This window comes from Maribacter sp. Hel_I_7, assembly GCF_000688315.1.
Classification (GTDB): domain Bacteria; phylum Bacteroidota; class Bacteroidia; order Flavobacteriales; family Flavobacteriaceae; genus Maribacter; species Maribacter stanieri.
This window is the reverse complement of sequence record NZ_JHZW01000002.1, coordinates 2,007,059-2,026,534: the sequence shown is the minus strand read 5'-3', so window position 1 is coordinate 2,026,534 and position 19,476 is coordinate 2,007,059. Positions and strand designations below refer to the sequence as shown.

Below are 19,476 nucleotides of genomic sequence, written 5' to 3'. Positions count from 1 at the left end.
TTACTTTGTAAGTTTCTCTCTTAACTTCTAACTTAGTTTCTCCTTCTACATCTTGTTTAACTTCTCTCTTAGATGCTGTATGTATTATCTTCTTATCAACTTTATAAGTTTCTCTCCTTCTTCTTCATTCAACTTCTAACTTAGTTACTACCTTAGTTACTTTTTAAGTTTCTCTCTTATTTACATTTTTACTTATTCTCTTATTAACTCCTATTTTATCTCTCCTTCTTTAATAACATGAAGGACTCCTTTTCCTAAGTTAGAAGTATAGTATTTTTGCAATTGGCTAGTTGGTTTATCTGGTAACGTCATACTAATTAAATTCATATCCATTAACGGTTCTATATGAGTGGTAAAATTTTTAGTCTGATTTGACATCTTCAAACAATCTTCCAACAGTTCTTTTTTCTTAACAGGCTCTAAAGCATACTTCAATATTTCTATTTGAAGCTTATCTAATGATTTTGCTATTTGTACATACTTTTCGACATTTTTACTCATTACATCTATAAATGTATCATGAATAGGTAACTCAATTAAAAAATGAGTTCTTTCTGGCTCATTAGTATCAAACTTTGGCTCACTAGACCCATTATCTTTTAAAGCCTTTACAATAGTAGGTATACCTGTACCACGACCTTCTGTAAGTCTCAATTCCTTTAAAAACTCCCCTACTCTTCTATTTCTATAACGCCTAGCTCTAACAATACCCTTATCAAAATCAGCTTGTTTTAAAGCAGGGTCTGCACCATTAAAACTTATTATCTCAATAGCTTCTGGCAAAATTCTTACTTCTATAGGGTCTTGCAACTCATAATTTCTATGATATACTGCATTAGACAAAGCTTCTTCTATAGCATTAAACGGATAATTAAAAACCCTATCAGAAGCAGCCTTATTGACATGTTTAATTACTTTCTCTTTTATAACATTTGTCTTTATATAGGAAAGCACATCTATCAATTGTTTTTGAATTGCTCCTTCAAAAATTTTCTCATTAAACTCTTTTGCAGCAACTCCTTTAGGAAATTCCACAACATCTATTTGAATACCCTTAAAGTACTTTTCTGGATGGTTTGAAAACATAAGTAAGCCCACATTTTTAGGAAACAGATGTTCTTTTGCTCCCTGAGATAGGTTCATTTTTTCTGCCAATTCTTCAACAGTCATAGAATCACTTTCTTGATATAATCTACTTTTAGTTTTTTGTAAATGTTCTCTCATTAAAGAGAAACTTAAATCGTCAATACTGGCTTGCGTATTTACCCTATCATCAAAAGGAATTTTAGAGGTCAATTGAATTAACTCTGTTTCTTGTTCTTTATTCGGAACTATACTATTGGACTGAAAACGAATACGATAGTTATAGGTTTTATGTTTAGCGATAACATCGTCAGGAACTTCATAAGGTCTGTTGCTACCTGCCGGAATCCATAATACCAAAACATGTTTATCATCAATACTTTCAAGTGAAACTCTTGGAAAATATGAAGGCTTTATAGTATTACAATACCCCAAAAGCTCTTTTTCAACCTTTTCAAGTTGGGCAGGGTTAAACCCAAAAACAGGTCGTATAGGTTTACCATCAACTTCTTCAACACCAATTATAATATAACCACTCCCTTCATTCTCAAAATCGTTGGCAAAAGCGCAAACAGAACGCATTATAGGTGTAGGATTCCAACCTTTTTTAAACTCCATACGAGTGCCTTCTACGACACTCCCTGACAACAACTCTTCTATACCAACTAATATACTCATAGACTTTCAAGATAAGAGGTAATATTAAATTCTGAAAACTCTTTATCATAGGATACATATAATGGATGTCTTGGATGACCATATTTGGTAAGTTCGTCATAATGAAGCCACCTATAAGAGGAATTAAAATTTTTAGAAAGCTCAGTTAAACAATCTTTTAAATTTGCTCTGTGTTCTATGGTTGTTCCCCATGCTGCCCATAAATCAGTAAAATCATAGCTACTCAACACTTCCTTAATTGCTTTGTTATTTTCTTTAATAAGATATGCATCACTTTCTGTACCTAAGTTTTCTGGATAGGTATCTCGTTGAGGATATACATTGAGCATTAACCAACCATCATATCCTTTTTGTTCTGCTATGTTGCTTACTTTCCTTAGTGTTGTATCTAGTTTATCTGGAGTTGCTGTGCTAGGGTTAATACCTACACAAATTAAATTCCGATTTCCTACCTTACCCAAAGTATATCTAGCAGTATTATCTTCATTATGCGCATAAACCCACTTATGCTCATTAGACTGCATTTTTAAGAAATAAAATGCTCCTTTATTTATCCATGTAAAATTGTAACTACCTTTCAAAATAATAGATACTTCTTTCCCTCCTATTGGAGTATTTAACTCAATTCCATTTGCAATACTATGTCCGTCAGAGATATCATAATCCCAACTTTTACCATTTTTATTTCTTGGAAACACAAAATTTCGAGCATCAGTCATAGTTAATTGTACTCCCGATATACGGTTATCACCAACATAAGACTCCAACAACTCTAAATCTTCATAAACTCCAAATTTAAAGAGGTCTTGCGCACCTCTTAACTTACCACTAGATGAACTTATATTCCTATAGCATTTCAATTCAATGGGTAACTCAATTTTATCCGTTCCTTTTTCAATATGAATTATAATATCGCAAACTCTAGTTTTCTCACCAACTCGAATTCCCATTTCAAGCTCTAGTTCAACAGATTCGTCTTCGTTATATACAACCAAGTCCAAACTATTTTTGATCAAGTACGCAAACTGTAACTGCATTGAAGCTTCTTTATTAATAACAATAAGACCACAACCAACTTTTGCCGAGAAACTATCCCAACACAAATCTATAATACCCTTAACCCTATTAATTATTGCTTCCATTAAATTCTCTCAATAAATTTTGCCAGAATATTAAACTCTTCTGTACTTGATGTATATGTACTTTCAAAGTCTTCTACCTTTAGATATATTTCCTGAACATCTTTATCAATGTTATTTCTTCTATCAACTTCTATTTCTTGATCATTCCAGTTGGTTCTGTATCTTGATTTACCTATACACTCCCATTCTACCTCATTGTTTAACTTTGCTTGTTGGAGTGCTGAAAATAATTCGCTTATCTCTTTAAATTTCATATTGTAAAATTCTAACTTAACACTTCTTCTCTAACATCAATTTTACCTGTAACCACATCACTAATTAATGTAGTTTTGTATTCTTTTAACAAGCTAATTTCATTAGAAATTAAAAGTGTTGTATTCTCAATTTTATAAAATTTATTTTTAATTGATTCAGCTATATTAATTTGCTCTTCTTTACTTGGAAGTGCAATTTTAATATTGTTCAAATCTTGAGTTGTTATAGATGGGTAACTTACACCTTTTGACAATGAAATTATCTCCCCAATAAATCCTTCGTCTCTTACTAAATAACCAAGATATTCTGATACAATTAATTTTGGTGTCAAGACAGCAAATCCCGTTGATGCAATAAAGCCATCAAACTCTTCATCAATTGATGCTATCGCCTTCAAATATGTTCTTACCGTGGATACAATTACATCCCCTTTAGAAATTATTCTTCTCGCTCTTGAAGGAGCATTTTTAAATTTATAACTGGTATATTCTTGAATACCATCAGAAGTACTAACATTTCCAATTTCAATGTAATTTATTTCCAAGTCATCAGCAGTTTGTTCAGATAAACTTTCCTTGTTACTTTCAACCAAATACTTTAATGGCTTAACTTCCCAATGTTCTGGAATCTCACCCAACCAAACAATACCAGAATCTTTCATTGGTACTGTAGAGTCAAGACCTTTGGTAACTGCTTGGTTTATAATAACAGTACGCTCTTCTTCTAATAGTTGAATGAGTTGCTCTTTTTTGGCTATTAACCTATCTATTTGAATTGTTTTTTGGTCGAGGTAATTAATTATACTTCTTTGTTCTTCTAAAGCAGGACATGTAAACTTAAACTCATTAAAGACATTTTGATAAAGATGTTGAATTGTGGAACCAGACTTATTATAATCATAAAATGACTTAAATACATCAGACTCCAAGACCCAATACAGATATTCTGAGGTATAATCATCCGTTTTAGGTCTAGTAACAAAGACACCACTATTTAAGGTTGCTATTTTCGGCATATCCTTCACAACAGCAATTTTCCCGATAGTCCCATCTTTTGTGATTAACAAATCATCTTCTTTAAGCTGTATAAATGGGTCTTCATCATACCTATCCTTTGGAACTTGATAACAAGTATTCCATTTTACTATTCCGTTTTTGAAATCTGTACCAGTCACTACATAACTATCACTTTTTTCTAGAAATTCATCCGACCTTAACCCCTTCCAGCCTATTCGTCCTTTAACATAAGTAGTATGTTTAATTCTCTTCAGTTTCCAAGAAGCTGGAATCTCACCAATCCACTCTACACCAGAATCTTTATATGTTTCGTAACCCTTCATTAATAATATTTAGAAAATTCTTTAGCCATTTTTTCAGCCTTTTCAAGGAGCCAACTAAAATAGGTCTCCCACTCTTCTTCATTTTTTAGGTCGGCATTTCTTCCAACGGTAATTCTTGAAGCTAAACGTCCTTCTAATTCTTGCCATTCTAAAGAGAACCCCAATCCTTCTTCTATAGCCTCCTTGTTTAACTTGAATTTGTCAAATAATTCTGGTGACCTTGATATATAAATACTTGATGCTATAACATTGTCCCTCGTACTTATTGTTAAAGCAATATGTGCATCAGAAGTCCCAAAACTTATATTATACCAATGCTGCGCTCTAGCTTTTCTACCTATTCTTAAAATAGTATTGTTGGATTTAGCATAATCCATAAACTGTTTCCAAAAATCTAACTGACTTAATTTGGTATCGGTCAATTCTTTAGTTGCAGTAGTGCTTTCTTGTAATGCTTTTGCCCAGTCATTAGGCTCAACTATAATATGAAATTTTGGAGCAAAAGGTGAATCACCAATTTGCCACAATTCCATACGAATCAAAAAGAAACTTAAATCTGCTGAAGTGTTGTTGTTTAGCCACTCCATTGCTTTTTGGTGTTCCTCTCTAACTTCCTTAACAATCCAAATTATCATACTGGCATTATAACCAGATGCATATGTAATTATTTGACCTAGATGTTTATGGTCTGTATATTCTAATTGATTTTCTATTATCACTTTACGCTCAGAATCTTCATCGGTAGCCACTAAATCAACATTATATCTCCCTATAGCCTCTTCTGGTCTAACATTGACAAGCGAAACACCTATTTCGTCACTTAATAACTGAATATTTTCCTCTTTTGCTAACCATTGGGTAAAGTCAAGAGCTTCATGCGCCCAATATTCCCTTAAATTGACTTTGTTTAATTTCCCTAATCTTTTATTCATTACCTTATAACTTGTTTAATTAAACCATCAGTTTCTTCCTCCAATGCTAAAATATCAGCCCTTATTTCTTCTAAAGACCTTAATGGCTTGTACTCATAAAAGTATTTGGTAAAGTTAATTTCGTAACCAATATTCGTTTTCTTTTCGTCTATCCAAGCATCTGGCACATGAGGCAATACTTCCCGTTTCAAATACTTAGCAATATTTTCTTTTAGAGGTATGTTTTCGGTATCGCGTAATTTACTATCTGGTTTTGGGTAGCCTTTGCTATCGGTAACTATTTTACCATTTTTTAAAACTGGACGTTCTACGGTTACTTTAGAATAACCGAAGTCTTCATTATCAAAAATTTTGCAATACTTACTCTCTTTAAAGTTCCCGTAAAGAGCTGTAATCTCTTTTATATGTTCTTCACTTAACTCATTACGTTTATCTCCCAATGACTTGCTCATTTTTTTAAAGAAGTCAATAGCATTAATAAGCTGCACTTTACCCTTACGTTCAGCAGGTTTATGATTGCTAATTATCCAGATATAAGTACTTATACCTGTATTGTAAAACAATTGATTAGGGAGAGCTATAACAGCTTCTAAGAGGTCGTTTTCAATTATCCATTGTCGTATAGTGCTTTCATTTTTTTTGCTGCTAGGCGAGCCGGAAAACAAAGGTGAACCATTAAAAACAATTGCTAAACGAGAACCACCTTGTTCTTTAGGTTTCATCTTAGACATTAAATTCATCAGGAACAAAAAAGAACCATCACTTACCGAAGGTAAACCTGCCCCATAACGCCCACCGTGACCCAATTCTTCATGTTCGTCTTTCACCTCTTTCTGCACCTTACCCCATTTTACACCAAACGGAGGGTTTGTAATTAGATAATCGAATTTCTGGTTTACAAACTGATCACCTTTTAGCTTGGTATCATCTTTACGCTTTAAGCTATTGCCCTTTGCAACGTTAGAAGGGTTTTGACCTTTAATTAGCATATCCGATTTGCAGATAGCATAGGACTCTGGGTTTAGCTCTTGACCAAATACCTCTAAGCGCGCATCTGGGTTTAATTCTACTAAATATTCCTCTGCTACAGACAGCATGCCCCCTGTACCCGCACAACAGTCAAAAATTGTCTTTACGATTCCTTTTTGGGTTAGAATTTCCCTGTCATTCATGAACAACAAATCGACCATTAACCGAATAACCTCCCTAGGTGTAAAATGTTCTCCTGCTGTTTCATTAGAGATTTCAGCAAACTTTCTTATAAGCTCCTCAAACATATAGCCCATTTCCATACTAGAAATACGCTGAGGGTGCAAATCAACTTCCTGAAAGCGTTTTAAGACCATAAAAAGTAGATTGGCATCATCTAGCTTTGTAATCTGATTATCGAACTCAAATTGCTCTATGATTTCTCTGGCATCTTCTGAAAATCCATTAATATAATTTCTAAGGTTAGAGGCTATATTATTTGGGTCTGCTATTAACTTGTCAAAATTGAAAGGGCTTTTATTGTGAAAGTTATAACCTGCCTCTTTATTAAGTATGGGGTCAAGATTTTGTATGCTCATTGTCTTCACCTGATTATACTTTTTTATTACATCAGGTTTGGTGTTTTGCAACACACAATCTAAACGCCTTAGAACAGTTAACGGCAATACTACCTTGCCGTAATCACTTTGCTTATAATCACCTCTTAAAAGGTCTGCAATAGACCATATAAAGTTAGCTGACTCTTTTATGTTAGTCATAGAATACTCTAAATTAAAATTGTTAGGGGGAATAAAAATTGAAGATAACAAAGTTCTAAATTATAGCGACCCTATTCCCATTTAAAAGTTACATTTTCAATTTCCAACTCATCGACAAGTTCAGATAATAAAAAAATCCTAATCTGTAATTTTAAACTCAAATAGGTTCTTGTTCATTTTCATAAGACAGTTGAATAAACAACTTATAATTCCAACTTTATAAGTGTATAATTAGCATACACGGAATATTCTCACAAGTTATTCATTATTGCAAATCTTTGATTACGGAAAACCGTAAAGCAAATTTCTAACGCATATTTAATTATAATATAATTTTTATACCAAATGATTCCAAAAATCAGTACTCTCCTTTATTTTATAAATGCCTATCTAATAAATTATAAATATGGTTAAAATATAAAATGAATAACAAGACATTTTCAAGATTAGAATTATACGAATTAGTATGGTCGAAACCAATCTCAAAAATTATTCAAGAATTTGCGATAACTAATAATGCTTTTAAAGAATTATGCAAAAAAAAAGATATCCCTTTACCCCTAAAAGGTCATTGGTCTAAGATAAAATACGGAAAGATAGTGGCTCCAATTCCCCTATTAGAAAGTTCTATTGACAATAGCGATATAATATTACCTAAACGTATTTCAGGAGAACCAGTTTTAAGTAAATTAACTGAGTTAGATTTATTAATTAGAGATATAAAAAGTGACAATATATTACCTCAAATAATAACAACAAAACTTAATAAACCAGATAAATTAGTTAAAACAGCTAAAGAGTATTTTACAAAAATTAAAAAGGCTAAAAAATATACCAGAATTGACCCGCCAAAAGAAGGAGTATTATCCATTAATGTTTCTAATAAATTAGAAAAAAGAGCATTAATTTTCACTGATGCACTAATCAAGCTATTAAATAGAAGAGGACATTCTTTAGTCGTGCACGCTAATCAACAATATGCTAATCATAACGGCACCAAACTAATTGTTTTTGGAGAGACATACTATATAAGAATTAGAGAAAGCAACATCAGGGTAATGGAGCAACACCCAAAATACGATTGGAAAGAAGCTAAATATTTTCCTTCAGGTAAACTAACACTTAAACTTGATAACTTTCATAAATATACTTGGAGTGATTCCAAAAATAAATTACTAGAGCACAAGTTACCTGACATTTTAGCTTATCTAGAGCTCAGGGCTAAGCGTGAGATTAAGGAAAGAAAGGAGAGGGAAATTTGGCACAAAGAATATGAGCGGAAGAAAAAAATTGAAGAAGAATTAAAATTACGAAGAGCTAAAGAATTAGAAACCTTCAAGTCTGTTATAAACCACTCTAGCCGCTGGCAAAAATCAATGGATTTACGTAACTATATAAAAGCTGTAGAGCTTAATGCTATAGAGAATAACAAAATGACTTTAGAGCTAAAAGAATGGTTAAATTGGATAAATCAAAAGGCTGATTGGTATGACCCATTAATAGAAAAAGAAGATAAATTATTTGAAAATATTAATCGTGATACGCTTCTATAGTTATTTAACTAAAACAAAAAATAATTTATCTTACTCCTACTCTTTTTCGCATATGTATGAGCCTTCGGTAAAATAACTGTTTAGTCAATAAGCATTCGTTTTATAGATTTTCTAATTTTCAAATCACATTATTTAAGATTTTCATCGCTTTACAAAACCATTCTTAAATGAGATAAATTATTTATCAAACTTCCTAATCAAACTCACTTTAAAAAAGTTAACAAAAGTCATTTTAGTGATTGTTGACTTTACTATACAAATCATATTCATTTATAATTGTAGTATCACGTGCAGTAACTTTTATTGAAAAATAATTACCATGACTATCTAAACCATTAGATACCGAAAATGGTATAATTTCAGATTCAACATTATCATTACCGAAAACATAATAAAGTCTTTCTTCTACTTCAAAAACTTCCAATGTTCTTTCGGGAAAAATTCTCGAATAATATACACCCTCCCATAGTTCGAAAGTTTTTTCGTCTACCATAAAACTTTGGTCAATAATAGGTCTATCTAATGATTTGGCAATTTTCTGATAACATTTTATCGCTTTATCTCTATATGTTAGGGCATAATTCAAATGACCATTAATTCCAGTATCCCAGTAATGCTTTGCTTCATTTTTAAATCTCCAATCTAAAATAATTTTGATCAAATCATCTCTAAGCATTTTTGTGGATGAATAAAATGGGTTATTTTGTACACGATAGGTCGTATTATCATTAACTAACTCATCCATTTTTATATTATAGAGCTCTACTCCTTTCTTATCAGACAAATTTAACTTTGTCAAATCTTCTACAGCTTCCTTATATTTGGAAGGAATTACATCAAGGTTATTTGTTAAATGTTCATATGCAAACTGACCTAATTCTATCTCTGTAATATCCTGAGTAAGATTATATATTTCATATAATTCTTCATTTGTCAGCTCATCAAACGAAAATTCATAATTAACATACTTTTTATAAATAGAATCTTTCTGATTATAGAAACGAAATAGAGAATGTGTATTGCCAATATTTCTAGACAATTCGATTAAAACATCTTGCATTATCAAATCAATTTTTTGATTTGATTTATTATTTTCATTATTATTATTGACTTCTACAGCTATAAGAATACCAAGTACGATTAAAATAACCTCACCTATAGCGTAATAAAAATACTTTCCCAATCTATTCTTATTAATCATAAACTTTCTAATCCTGCTGAAATATGTTATCATAATTAAGATAGTTAAATAGTATGTCGTGAATACCAACACAACAGTTCTATACCAACGGTTTAGAAGATGGTTAATTGTAAAATATTTACTACAATTAACAAATATCTTTTGATAAAACTATCTCTTTGATAAATCACCCCTTATTACAAAATATTGATTGAGAGAAGTTCTATGACGACGTTAGTTGAAGTTCAATGAAAATTGATTGCTATTTTAAAATTCAAAAAAAACATGTATTTTTCAATTTTATTAAATGTATAATTAGCGTACACGGAAACGTACACGTTTTCATTACAACAAGTCAATAAATACGGGAAAAACGGAAGGTTTTGGTGAGCTCATAACCCGAAGGTCGCTGGTTCGAGTCCAGTCCCCGCTACTAAGTTTAAAGCCTCTGAAATTTCAGAGGCTTTTTAATTTCTAATCTATTTTTGAATTGAAACCTTTATTTACAAAAAATAAAATAGGCAATCAACTCTACAACTGATTATTTATCTTTTATAATTCTTTCTAACTGCTTTCCCATAATCATATAACCTTCACGATTAGGGTGTAACCCATCTGTAAATAATGATTCATTTATTATTCCATTCATAAGCAATAATTGGTCATCTATCTTTCTAAAATCTACAGCTTCTAAAACTGCTAATTGCGCTATTTTAAGATTTAGTTCTTTTATCAGTTTTTCTTTACCAGTTCTAGGTAATATTCCTATCATTAAAATTTTACTTTTAGGTTGACGGATTTTAATAGCTCTTATTAATGTTTCTAAACCTATAATTATTTCAGTATCACTATTAGAATTTATATTGTTAGTACCTATCATTAAAATAATCTGTTCAGCTTCAAAACCATCAAGTTCATCATGGTATACTCTCCAGAGAACATTTTCTATTCGGTCCCATCCAAATCCAAAATTACGAACTCCTAAAGGTTTCAAAATACCATCCCAAGAATCTTGCCCTCTGGCTATGGATGATACTGGCTCTCCTCCCCAAAAATTGATTATTGAATCGCCAAAAAGACATATTTTTGGCTCATCCACTTTATTTAGCTCAAGTACTTCTTGATGTCTTTCTTCCCATTTATAAACATCAATATCTCTACTCTGGGTTTTAGGGGTAGTAGTACTTAAATCTCCAATCGATTCTTTTAAGACCTCTCTAATTAATTCCTCATAAACCATCGCATATTGGATCATACCATAGTCATTTGGATGTATATGATCTACATACATATCAAAACCAAAGGCTAAATCTTGCTTTTTTAGTAGAAAAATATTTTCTATTCCTTCTGATTCTAAGTCATTATGAGCTCTTTCTAATTCCTTATTAAGCTTTATAACTTCTTCAGCACTTTTCTTTCTGGTCAATTCATCTGCATAACCAATATGCGTAGTAAGGATTATAGGTACATTAGGTCTTTTTAATCTAATTTTTTTTACCGCATCTATCGTAAGTGAATATGTGTCATCTGTATTGGGATTCAAATTTGGCAAACAATCTAAAATGTACAATTTTGAATCAATTTCAGTCATTAGACCTATGACTTCCGTCTCTAATTTTCCATTTCCTGAAAAGCCAAGATTAATGATTGGTCTTTCAAGATTTCTCTCTAATATATTAGTCCAGGCCATTCCTGGGCGTGAAGCACATGCTCCTTGACAAATAGAAGTTCCGTAAGCAACTATAGGCTTCTCTTTTCTGATTGGGAGCACCTCGAAAGAGTATTTTGAATCTACACCTATTTCTAAAACCTCAACTTCATTATAAAGTGGTAAAAATAGCTGATACTCCCTACCATATTTTTTATATGATTCAGAATCATCGTCAATTCTGAAAGAATAATTGCTTTTTGTTTCAATTAAATAAGACCCCCAACTACGAAGCCATTCCCCATCATACGTTTTACTGTATAAGTCTAAACCACTAACTCCTGTAGCAGGCATGTGCACCATATCGATAGCTTCCTTAAGCTGATATTTAACAAGAATACTGTCGGCATTAGACCAAAAACGTATAGACAAACCTGCTGACTGTTTAGATAAATTCCAAACTTTTTCTCTAATAGACTTTTCTGCTCTTTCCGGAAATCGGTGATAAACAGATTTCACCTCATTGGGCCAAGCTTGACCTGAAATTACCGGAACTACACTATTGACCGGGTTCCACCATTCTATTTTCTTTTCCGATTGGGAAAAAGAATTATGCACAATAAATATATACAGTAATAATATTAATGATTTTCTCATCATAGTATAATTAGTTCCAATAAAAATTATCTCATTTTAAATTATTCAGCTAATTCATTAAAGTTATAAACCTCTCTATATCTGTTAGAGATTCCATAAACGCAATGATATCTTTAATTTCTTGTTTGGACAGATTTAATGGAGTACTAGATAATGTTTGGTTTTCAACTGGCAATCCCATTCCTGCACCACCACCAAGATTGTAAAACTCTAAAACCTCTTCCAAAGAAAGGAATGAACCGTTATGCATATAAGGTGCTGTTAATTCTATATTTCTAATAGAAACAGTTTTGAAAGAATTTTTAAAAAAAGGATAGTTATCTGCTTTTAACCCATTTTTCATTCTACCTAAATCTTCATCTAATTTTGGATTAATTGAATCAAAACCTTGTATTATCCCTAAAACTTCCGATTCAGATTCTACGTAAAAAGGAGGTACACTACCATTAAAAATTGGTGCAAAATGACAACTACCGCAAGCTCCTTTACCCATGAATAAATTAAAGCCTCTTTTAGCACTCTCTGGATATTCATTAATTTCATTTCGCACATACTTATCAAACTGGCTATTAAATGATTTTAAAGAATTAACATAAGCCGCAATAGCATTGCTTATTGAACGCTCATTAATATCATTTTTTACAATGCCGCCGTAAGCAGTTTTAAACAGTTTTTGATAGTTAGAATTTTTATTCAACTTCCTAATTATTGTATCAAAACTGGTATTAAACTCTAAATTATCATCAATGACGTGAGTTACTTGCTTTTCTAAGTTAAACTCACGCATATCCCAAAAATATCGCGTAGCGTATCCGGCATTTATTACAGTTGGAGAATTTCTTGCAGTAAAAAATCCTTCTTTATTTGATGCACTTTTAGGTAGCCCATCAGTAAAACCCAGATTTGGATTATGGCAGCTTAAACAAGACATTGTATTATTCTTGGATAACTGCGCATCTTCAAACAACATCTTTCCTAAGTCAATTGTCTTAGGGTTGTCTAATGGTAGGTACACTAATTCTGAATAAAAATTAGTGCTCAAAAAATTGACATCGAAAATGTTTTTTGATTTATAGTCTTGCGCATGCTTTCTATATGGTTCTAGTTTAATACTATTTAAATTCTGAAACTCCAATAACCCCGCATACAAAGGATTAATTACTTCTTTTAAAAACACCATTCTATCAAAATCATTAAAACTTGTATTAGAGCTTAATAAGCTTTCTCCTTTCTCAAAGAGTTTTTTGATAGTATTGAATTTACTCTTGGCCTGGGGCTGGATATCTGCTTCAAAATACATTAATGCATTTTTCATACTCCGAAGGCTTACATAACTTTCTTGTATTCCATTTACAGATCCTGGTGTATCAAAACCAGTAATACCTAAAGTAAAAATTCGTACCAATCCTGATCTGATACTTTCAATAATTTGACTGGGCTTTAATTGAAGTGGAAAATGTATTTTTGAAACATAATCAACATGTGTTCTTAATCCTGCTGCTAATACTTTTATGCGTTTTAATTGCTCTTTGGAAGCTTCTTCAAAGACAGCTTCATCTAACGCCTGCAAACCTGATGGTTCAATAACATTTCCTCCTTCAAAATATTCACTTATTTTAGGTAAAGGAGCCCCATTAATATAAGCTCCATTATATGCAGATTGGTAATAATCGAAAATAAATTCAATCTTTTTATAAGCCAGTCTCGTTTTTCCAACTTGCCTTTGCAATTGTAATTCATTTCCAAACATTGAATTATCGGCTAGGCTTACTAATACTTCTACTTCGTTTTTGAAACTTTGAAAATTGATTGCATATACTTTCTCCAGTTTTTCTGGAATAGTCTCAGAGACAGCATACTCTACCTTTTTACCTGACCAGATAAAAAAGCAGATAAATACTGACCCTAATAAAATACATCCCTTTTTCATTTTTGACTAGAGATATTAATACGCTTTACATTAGCGTAATTAGTAGATTACTTAATAGTAACAGATTCTGTATATGTCTTTTTATTTGTAACAACCTCAACAACATATAAGCCTTTTGCCATCTTACTTACATTGATGATGTCTCTTCTACTTTTGCTAACCAATTCGCCTATACTATTATAGAATTTCACCTTCTTTAAACGTTCTTTCTCATTTACAGCAATAGTAATTAACTTACTATCTGCTATATACGTAAGTATTTTACTTTCTTGACCTGAATTATTTTCGTTAACATTTGGTGTTACAATTCCTGTTTTGTTTATCGTAAAATAATCATCGATCTCATTATTTTCCCTAATAAACTTTACAATCAAATTTTGCCCACCTTTACCATCATCTTCTACCTCCATAACACAAGAGCCTAGTTGATTTAAGGATATATACATGGCTTGATGATTTAAATCTCCACCTGATATTTGACCTGCAGAACCTGTAGTTATATAAACAGCACCTTCAGTTGCATCTTTACCTTTTTCATATGCACCATTGCTGTCCGCTTTTCCATCTCCATGGCCTGTTGAACCAACGGTATGCCCACCTTTAGAAATTTCATCTGGATTAAAAGTATTTGCAAAACCTTGGTGTCCGTTTAAAAAATAAGAACGCTCGTAAGAATGACTATGACCATTTAAAACTAAATCAACCCCATTAGCCTCTAACATTGGCATAAAATTTTCTCTCATTTCTATAGGTCTATGATCCTCATCAGAATCATGAGATCCCTTGGAATATGCTGGATGGTGAAATAAGGTAACAATCCAATCATTTTTAGTATTCTGAATATCTGTTAGTGCCCAATTATACATAGCCCCCCCAACTTCGCGACTAGAATGATGAGAATCTAATATGATGAAATGAATATTGGCATAGTCAAAAGAATAATAGGCTTCTGTACCTGAGGCTGTACCCCCAGCTTCCCCTTCTGTTGGAAAAGTAAAAATATCATAATAAGGTCCAGATTGTGTAGCTGAATCTGCTGATTGACCATCATGATTTCCTAAGCATGACCATGCTACAGACTTTTTAAACATATCTCCATAAACATCAAAAAAGGCATTTTGATATTCAGCATCTTTACCCGTGTTATAAGCATTATCACCCAAGAACAACATCATGTCAGTTTTTCCTGTGTTTATTGGAGCTGTGGCTACGTAATCATAATAGGCATCTCGCACTTCTCTTTGACTATTATTTGCTGTACCAGGATCACCTAATATCCATGCACGAACAAATTGTTTTGTTCCATTAACTGGTGCCGTTATCACATACATATCTCCTAGAAGATCTTGATATAAAACTTCACCTTTATTACCAATATTAAAGTAGTACTTTGTGTTCGGAGCCAAACCAGATAAAGTCACTTGATGATCAGTATTCAAAGAAGTATCCTTTTTAGTCATCGACAATGAACTTAATACTGTACCGTAATTAACTACAGATTCTGTTGCAATATTTGTCCTCCATTTTACAATTACACTTGTAGGTGTTCCGCTTTGTAAATACGGTCCCCTCTCTACAGTTATAGATGGTGCGCTATTTATAGATTCAACAATTGCAGTCTCTACTATTTCCGTTTGCGAAAATGAATACACAGTAAAAAGCAACATTACTATTTGGGTAATTTTCTTCATCATAATATCTAATTGTTAATAGTGCTTTCTAAGCTTTTAATTTCTTTTTTTAATTCTAAAATTGAATCCATATTTTTAAACTTAGTATCCAATTTTTCTATTGTTGCGGTAGCTAGTTTCAAAGATATGTTCGCATCTATTGGCTTATTAACTGAAGCTAAATACGCTGCTTTTTTATAATACCAAAACTCTTTTCTCTGATACTCAAGAATAAAATAATTGTATTGTTCTATTGTTTTTTCTACTTGACCTGATTTTTTTAAGTATTCCAATTTTTTAAGCTGAAGTGATAATGTATTTGCACCAACTTTTGCTAATCCGAAATCTATAACATCAATTGCCTTTGAGAAATTCTTATTGTTTTCTGCCAATATGATACTAGTATATTCTAAGATGTCTTCTGGACGAATATCAACCATAGTATTCATAACAAAATGGTAAGCGTCTATAGATTCTTTATACGCTTCTAACTTGAATAGTATTTTAGCTTCAAGCTTTTTAGCTTTTACATCTACGCTATCTACTTCTAAATACTTTTTTATATTCGATAAGGCATTCTTATAATCTTCGGATAAATAGTTAACCTCTGCAATTCTATACATTAAGACTTTATCTGTATTGCCTAAAGATGTAGATTTAAGATAATCTTCCATTGCCTTATTCAATTCAACGTGTTGTTGATATAAAAAACCTCTTTCGTAGTATAACTTATAATCATTAGGACTTTCTGCTATCTCTTTTGTTTTCTGATTTATTCGTTTAGTTAAATCTCCATGAGAAAAAACTTGACCTGATATAAAAACAAACGTGATTATAAGTAGTGCTCTATGCGTTACTAGTTTTAAAATCATTTTTTATGAAATATTATAAATTACTTGTGTTTTATAAGACTATTACGCTCTAAATTTCTTTTGCATATCTGTAGCACTTATAATGTGTTGCTTATGCGTTTTAAGCTCAAATTCTTCAAGTATATCTGCAACGTTAATATCAGGAGATAGGCTTTCAATTATTGACCATTCTTCTTCATCGTAATTGGTGATCTTTACTTTTCTTCCATATTTAGCATGTATATCTTTGAACTTCTTTATGTATGGCCATGTGTGTAAAAATGCTTTATCAAGATTTAATGGTGCTATTGCCCAATACTTGTCCCAGAACCCGGTTTTTGCAACTTCATCACCAGTTACATCACATATTTTAGCGGTACCATTAATTGTACTAGACACAACACAATATTTGTTTTGCCAAGCCCTAGTATTAATCGCTTTTCCCCCAGAATATGCGGAACAGAAAAATACAATCTCAGCTCCTTTTTCCTTCAGTTTTTCCCATCCATCATTCCATTCAAGGTCAAAGCAAATTTGCACCCCAATTGTTCCGAAATCGGTTTTAAATACTGGTGGATCAAGTGGTCCTGGTGTAATTCCCTTACCCATCTCCCCTTCGGTAGTATGTGTTTTTCTGTATTCGCCTACTATATTCCCACCTCTATCAATAACAACAGCAGCATTATAATACTTACCATTCTCAGTAGTATAAAGTGGGCAAATTATATATGTATTATGCTTCTTGGCAAATTCAGAAAACCTACTAGTTATTTTCCCCAACGGTTCTTCTGCAACTTCAGCTATTAATTTCTTTTCTGAAATATGGAAAAATGGAAAAACTTCAGGGAGACATATTATATCTGGATTATAATTGACAATATCTGCCATATGACCTAGTACCTCGTCAACCATATCTTCATGATTAACTGCATCAATCTTTGTTAAAGTAAGGGTAGCTATCCACACTTCTCTTGGCAACTTTACAGGCAACAAATTTTCTTTACTATTAGAGGCTATTGCTGCCGAAGGAGCAAGAGTAATTCCTGCACCTAGACCAAGTGCTGAGTTTCTTATAAAATTTCGTCGTTCCATATGCTTTATTTGAAGTTGTTAAGAAATCATGTTTACCGAATTAATAACTTTCTATTGCTCCTATATCAGGTGCATTACCTTTATACAATAAACTTACCGGTGCTTTATCTTTCCATTGTATTGCGTTCTCTAAAATCATATAACCCGTGTCATAATCAATACTTTTTATCTGAACTTTATTATCTCCAACACGAATGATATCTCCTTCAACAATACTAAAGCCATCAGTAAAGAAATAAGGATCCTTGACTTTCAAAACAATACTTGTATCACCTGCGCCAATAGCATAGGTCAAAAATGCACCTGCATCTATACAAATACTATCTTCTGACAATCTATAATCGTCTTTCACAATATGTTTTAGGTTGGGATTTTCAATTTTAAATAGCGGATTTCCTTGAATATTATTCTGAATATAATCTGGATAAGTTTGTTCAAATGCATTTAAAGTAAACCCTTTATCTTCCTTTCCTATAAAAAATACCTCTTCATCTTTATTACTCTGAGCTGTTATGTTATTATTATAAAAACGGGTTTCGCTGGGATTGCTAGAGGTGCTAAAAGCAACTTGAACACTTGGTACATCTCTTTTTGTGTGTGCATCCTTAAATATTCTATTTGCATAAAATATATTGTTCATGAAGATATTATCGTAAAATTCAGTGTGTAAGTTATGTGACACCTTAACTCCCGGTCCACTGCCATAGCGTCCTTTTCCTCCATTGGAATAGACCGTGTTATTGTAAAAACGGTTGCTATAATTGAAAGCTGCTTCTGGAGAATCATCGCCACCGCCAACCTTACCATATCCACAAATATCCATACCACCTTCACAGCCTGCGAAAATATTATTTCGCATTATACACTTTACCCCTGCAAATTGTACTCCCCAACTTGCCGGTGGCTCTTTACCATTGTAATGCCCTTCTCTATGCGAATTAGGTCCGAACAGATTATTTTCAATTAGAATATGCTCGCTTTTACGATACGGGGCAGACCATTCTCTATCACGAGTAGCAAATATTTCAAGTAACTTTTGATTCGGATTAATTAATGAGTTATTTCGAATAGCAGAATCATGCACCCCCATAAAAACTAAACATGTATGTGATGCCGTATCAAAAGTATTACCTTCAATTAAATGAAAACTACCCCCTTGTATAGAAAGTAGATCGGTACCATTTTTTACGATATTATTTCTAAAAAGAAAAAAATCGCCCATATCTTTTAGCTGACAAGATTCCCACATTGTACTGTTTTCAAATTCACAGTTTTCAATATTAATATGTGAAGCTGCTCTTATGGACATAAATTGAGGGCAATCTTTAAATTTTAATCCGTCTATAGTAATATATTGCTTTTGGTCAATCGAAATAGCGGGGGCTAACGAAGCACCAGTAAACTCAACTATTTCGTTTCCATAATTTTTAAATACAATATAATTGTTCTCCCCCCCAGAGGATTGAGGACTAAGCTGTTCTTTAAATACATCCTCCCTAATCAACACCTGAGTGCCTGCCGTGGCAGCATTCGCAGCCGATTTTAATGTTTTATAAGCATCACCATCTACACCATTACAGGCACGGTTAGAAATAGAATAAGTACCATTACAGTCAGTTGGCAATAATGTATCAACATAAATTATCTGTGCATACGAATGCATGCTGCCTATTAGCGTAAAAAAAAGGAACAGTAAATAGTAATTTTTCATTTATTTT

The 19,476-nt window shown here is 32.2% G+C and carries 14 protein-coding genes; 1 reads left to right on the top strand and 13 read right to left on the bottom strand.

From position 1 onward, the window contains the following. Nucleotides 1–210: 210 nt before the first annotated feature. Genes P178_RS0110330 through P178_RS0110300 form a run of 6 tightly spaced genes read right to left on the bottom strand, consistent with a single transcriptional unit; the run spans nt 211 to nt 7,177 of the window. On the bottom strand, nt 211–1,761 hold the full coding sequence (locus P178_RS0110330) for an RNA-binding domain-containing protein (protein ID WP_027066155.1): 1,551 nt from the start codon (nt 1,759–1,761) through the stop codon (nt 211–213). Then, on the bottom strand, nt 1,758–2,903 hold the full coding sequence (locus P178_RS22655; protein ID WP_051638236.1) for a DUF1643 domain-containing protein: 1,146 nt from the start codon (nt 2,901–2,903) through the stop codon (nt 1,758–1,760). Before P178_RS22655 ends, P178_RS0110330 begins: the two co-directional genes overlap by 4 nt. Then, entirely contained in the window at nt 2,903–3,157 is a 255-nt protein-coding gene (locus P178_RS0110315; protein ID WP_027066154.1) for a hypothetical protein, read from the bottom strand. Before P178_RS0110315 ends, P178_RS22655 begins: the two co-directional genes overlap by 1 nt. A gap of 11 nt (nt 3,158–3,168) precedes the next feature. Continuing rightward, nucleotides 3,169–4,497 (bottom strand): restriction endonuclease subunit S, encoded by a 1,329-nt coding sequence (locus P178_RS0110310; protein ID WP_036146045.1) that lies wholly within the window; start codon nt 4,495–4,497, stop codon nt 3,169–3,171. Continuing rightward, nucleotides 4,497–5,429, bottom strand: coding sequence for a DUF4268 domain-containing protein (locus tag P178_RS0110305; RefSeq protein ID WP_027066152.1), 933 nt, complete (start codon nt 5,427–5,429; stop codon nt 4,497–4,499). Before P178_RS0110305 ends, P178_RS0110310 begins: the two co-directional genes overlap by 1 nt. After that, complete coding sequence (locus P178_RS0110300; RefSeq protein ID WP_036146042.1) at nt 5,429–7,177, bottom strand: class I SAM-dependent DNA methyltransferase; 1,749 nt, start codon at nt 7,175–7,177, stop codon at nt 5,429–5,431. The genes P178_RS0110305 and P178_RS0110300 overlap by 1 nt, the downstream gene beginning before the upstream one ends. Before the next feature lie 422 nt (nt 7,178–7,599). Between P178_RS0110300 and P178_RS0110295 the strand changes: the two genes are divergently transcribed. Continuing rightward, on the top strand, nt 7,600–8,730 hold the full coding sequence (locus P178_RS0110295) for a hypothetical protein (protein ID WP_027066150.1): 1,131 nt from the start codon (nt 7,600–7,602) through the stop codon (nt 8,728–8,730). A 232-nt stretch (nt 8,731–8,962) separates the two neighbouring features. Here P178_RS0110295 and P178_RS0110290 read toward each other — a convergent pair whose 3' ends face one another. The 7 genes from P178_RS0110290 to P178_RS0110260 all read right to left on the bottom strand — a co-directional run bounded on the left by P178_RS0110290 (nt 8,963) and on the right by P178_RS0110260 (nt 19,469). Then, on the bottom strand, nt 8,963–9,913 hold the full coding sequence (locus tag P178_RS0110290; RefSeq protein WP_155941610.1) for a hypothetical protein: 951 nt from the start codon (nt 9,911–9,913) through the stop codon (nt 8,963–8,965). Nucleotides 9,914–10,451: 538 nt separating this feature from the next. Next, the gene (locus tag P178_RS0110285) at nt 10,452–12,215 is read right to left on the bottom strand and encodes an SGNH/GDSL hydrolase family protein (protein WP_027066148.1); all 1,764 of its coding nucleotides are present in this window, start codon (nt 12,213–12,215) and stop codon (nt 10,452–10,454) included. 49 nt (nt 12,216–12,264) lie between these two features. Further along, on the bottom strand, nt 12,265–14,145 hold the full coding sequence (locus tag P178_RS21795; RefSeq protein WP_051638235.1) for a cytochrome-c peroxidase: 1,881 nt from the start codon (nt 14,143–14,145) through the stop codon (nt 12,265–12,267). Nucleotides 14,146–14,192: 47 nt separating this feature from the next. Further along, the gene (locus P178_RS21790; protein WP_051638234.1) at nt 14,193–15,839 is read right to left on the bottom strand and encodes a metallophosphoesterase; all 1,647 of its coding nucleotides are present in this window, start codon (nt 15,837–15,839) and stop codon (nt 14,193–14,195) included. Between the two features lie 5 nt (nt 15,840–15,844). Further along, entirely contained in the window at nt 15,845–16,687 is an 843-nt protein-coding gene (locus P178_RS0110270; protein WP_027066147.1) for a tetratricopeptide repeat protein, read from the bottom strand. 42 nt (nt 16,688–16,729) lie between these two features. Then, entirely contained in the window at nt 16,730–17,758 is a 1,029-nt protein-coding gene (locus tag P178_RS22650; protein ID WP_051638233.1) for a carbon-nitrogen hydrolase family protein, read from the bottom strand. A gap of 40 nt (nt 17,759–17,798) precedes the next feature. Beyond that, nucleotides 17,799–19,469 (bottom strand): right-handed parallel beta-helix repeat-containing protein, encoded by a 1,671-nt coding sequence (locus P178_RS0110260; RefSeq protein WP_081819419.1) that lies wholly within the window; start codon nt 19,467–19,469, stop codon nt 17,799–17,801. Nucleotides 19,470–19,476: the final 7 nt, after the last annotated feature.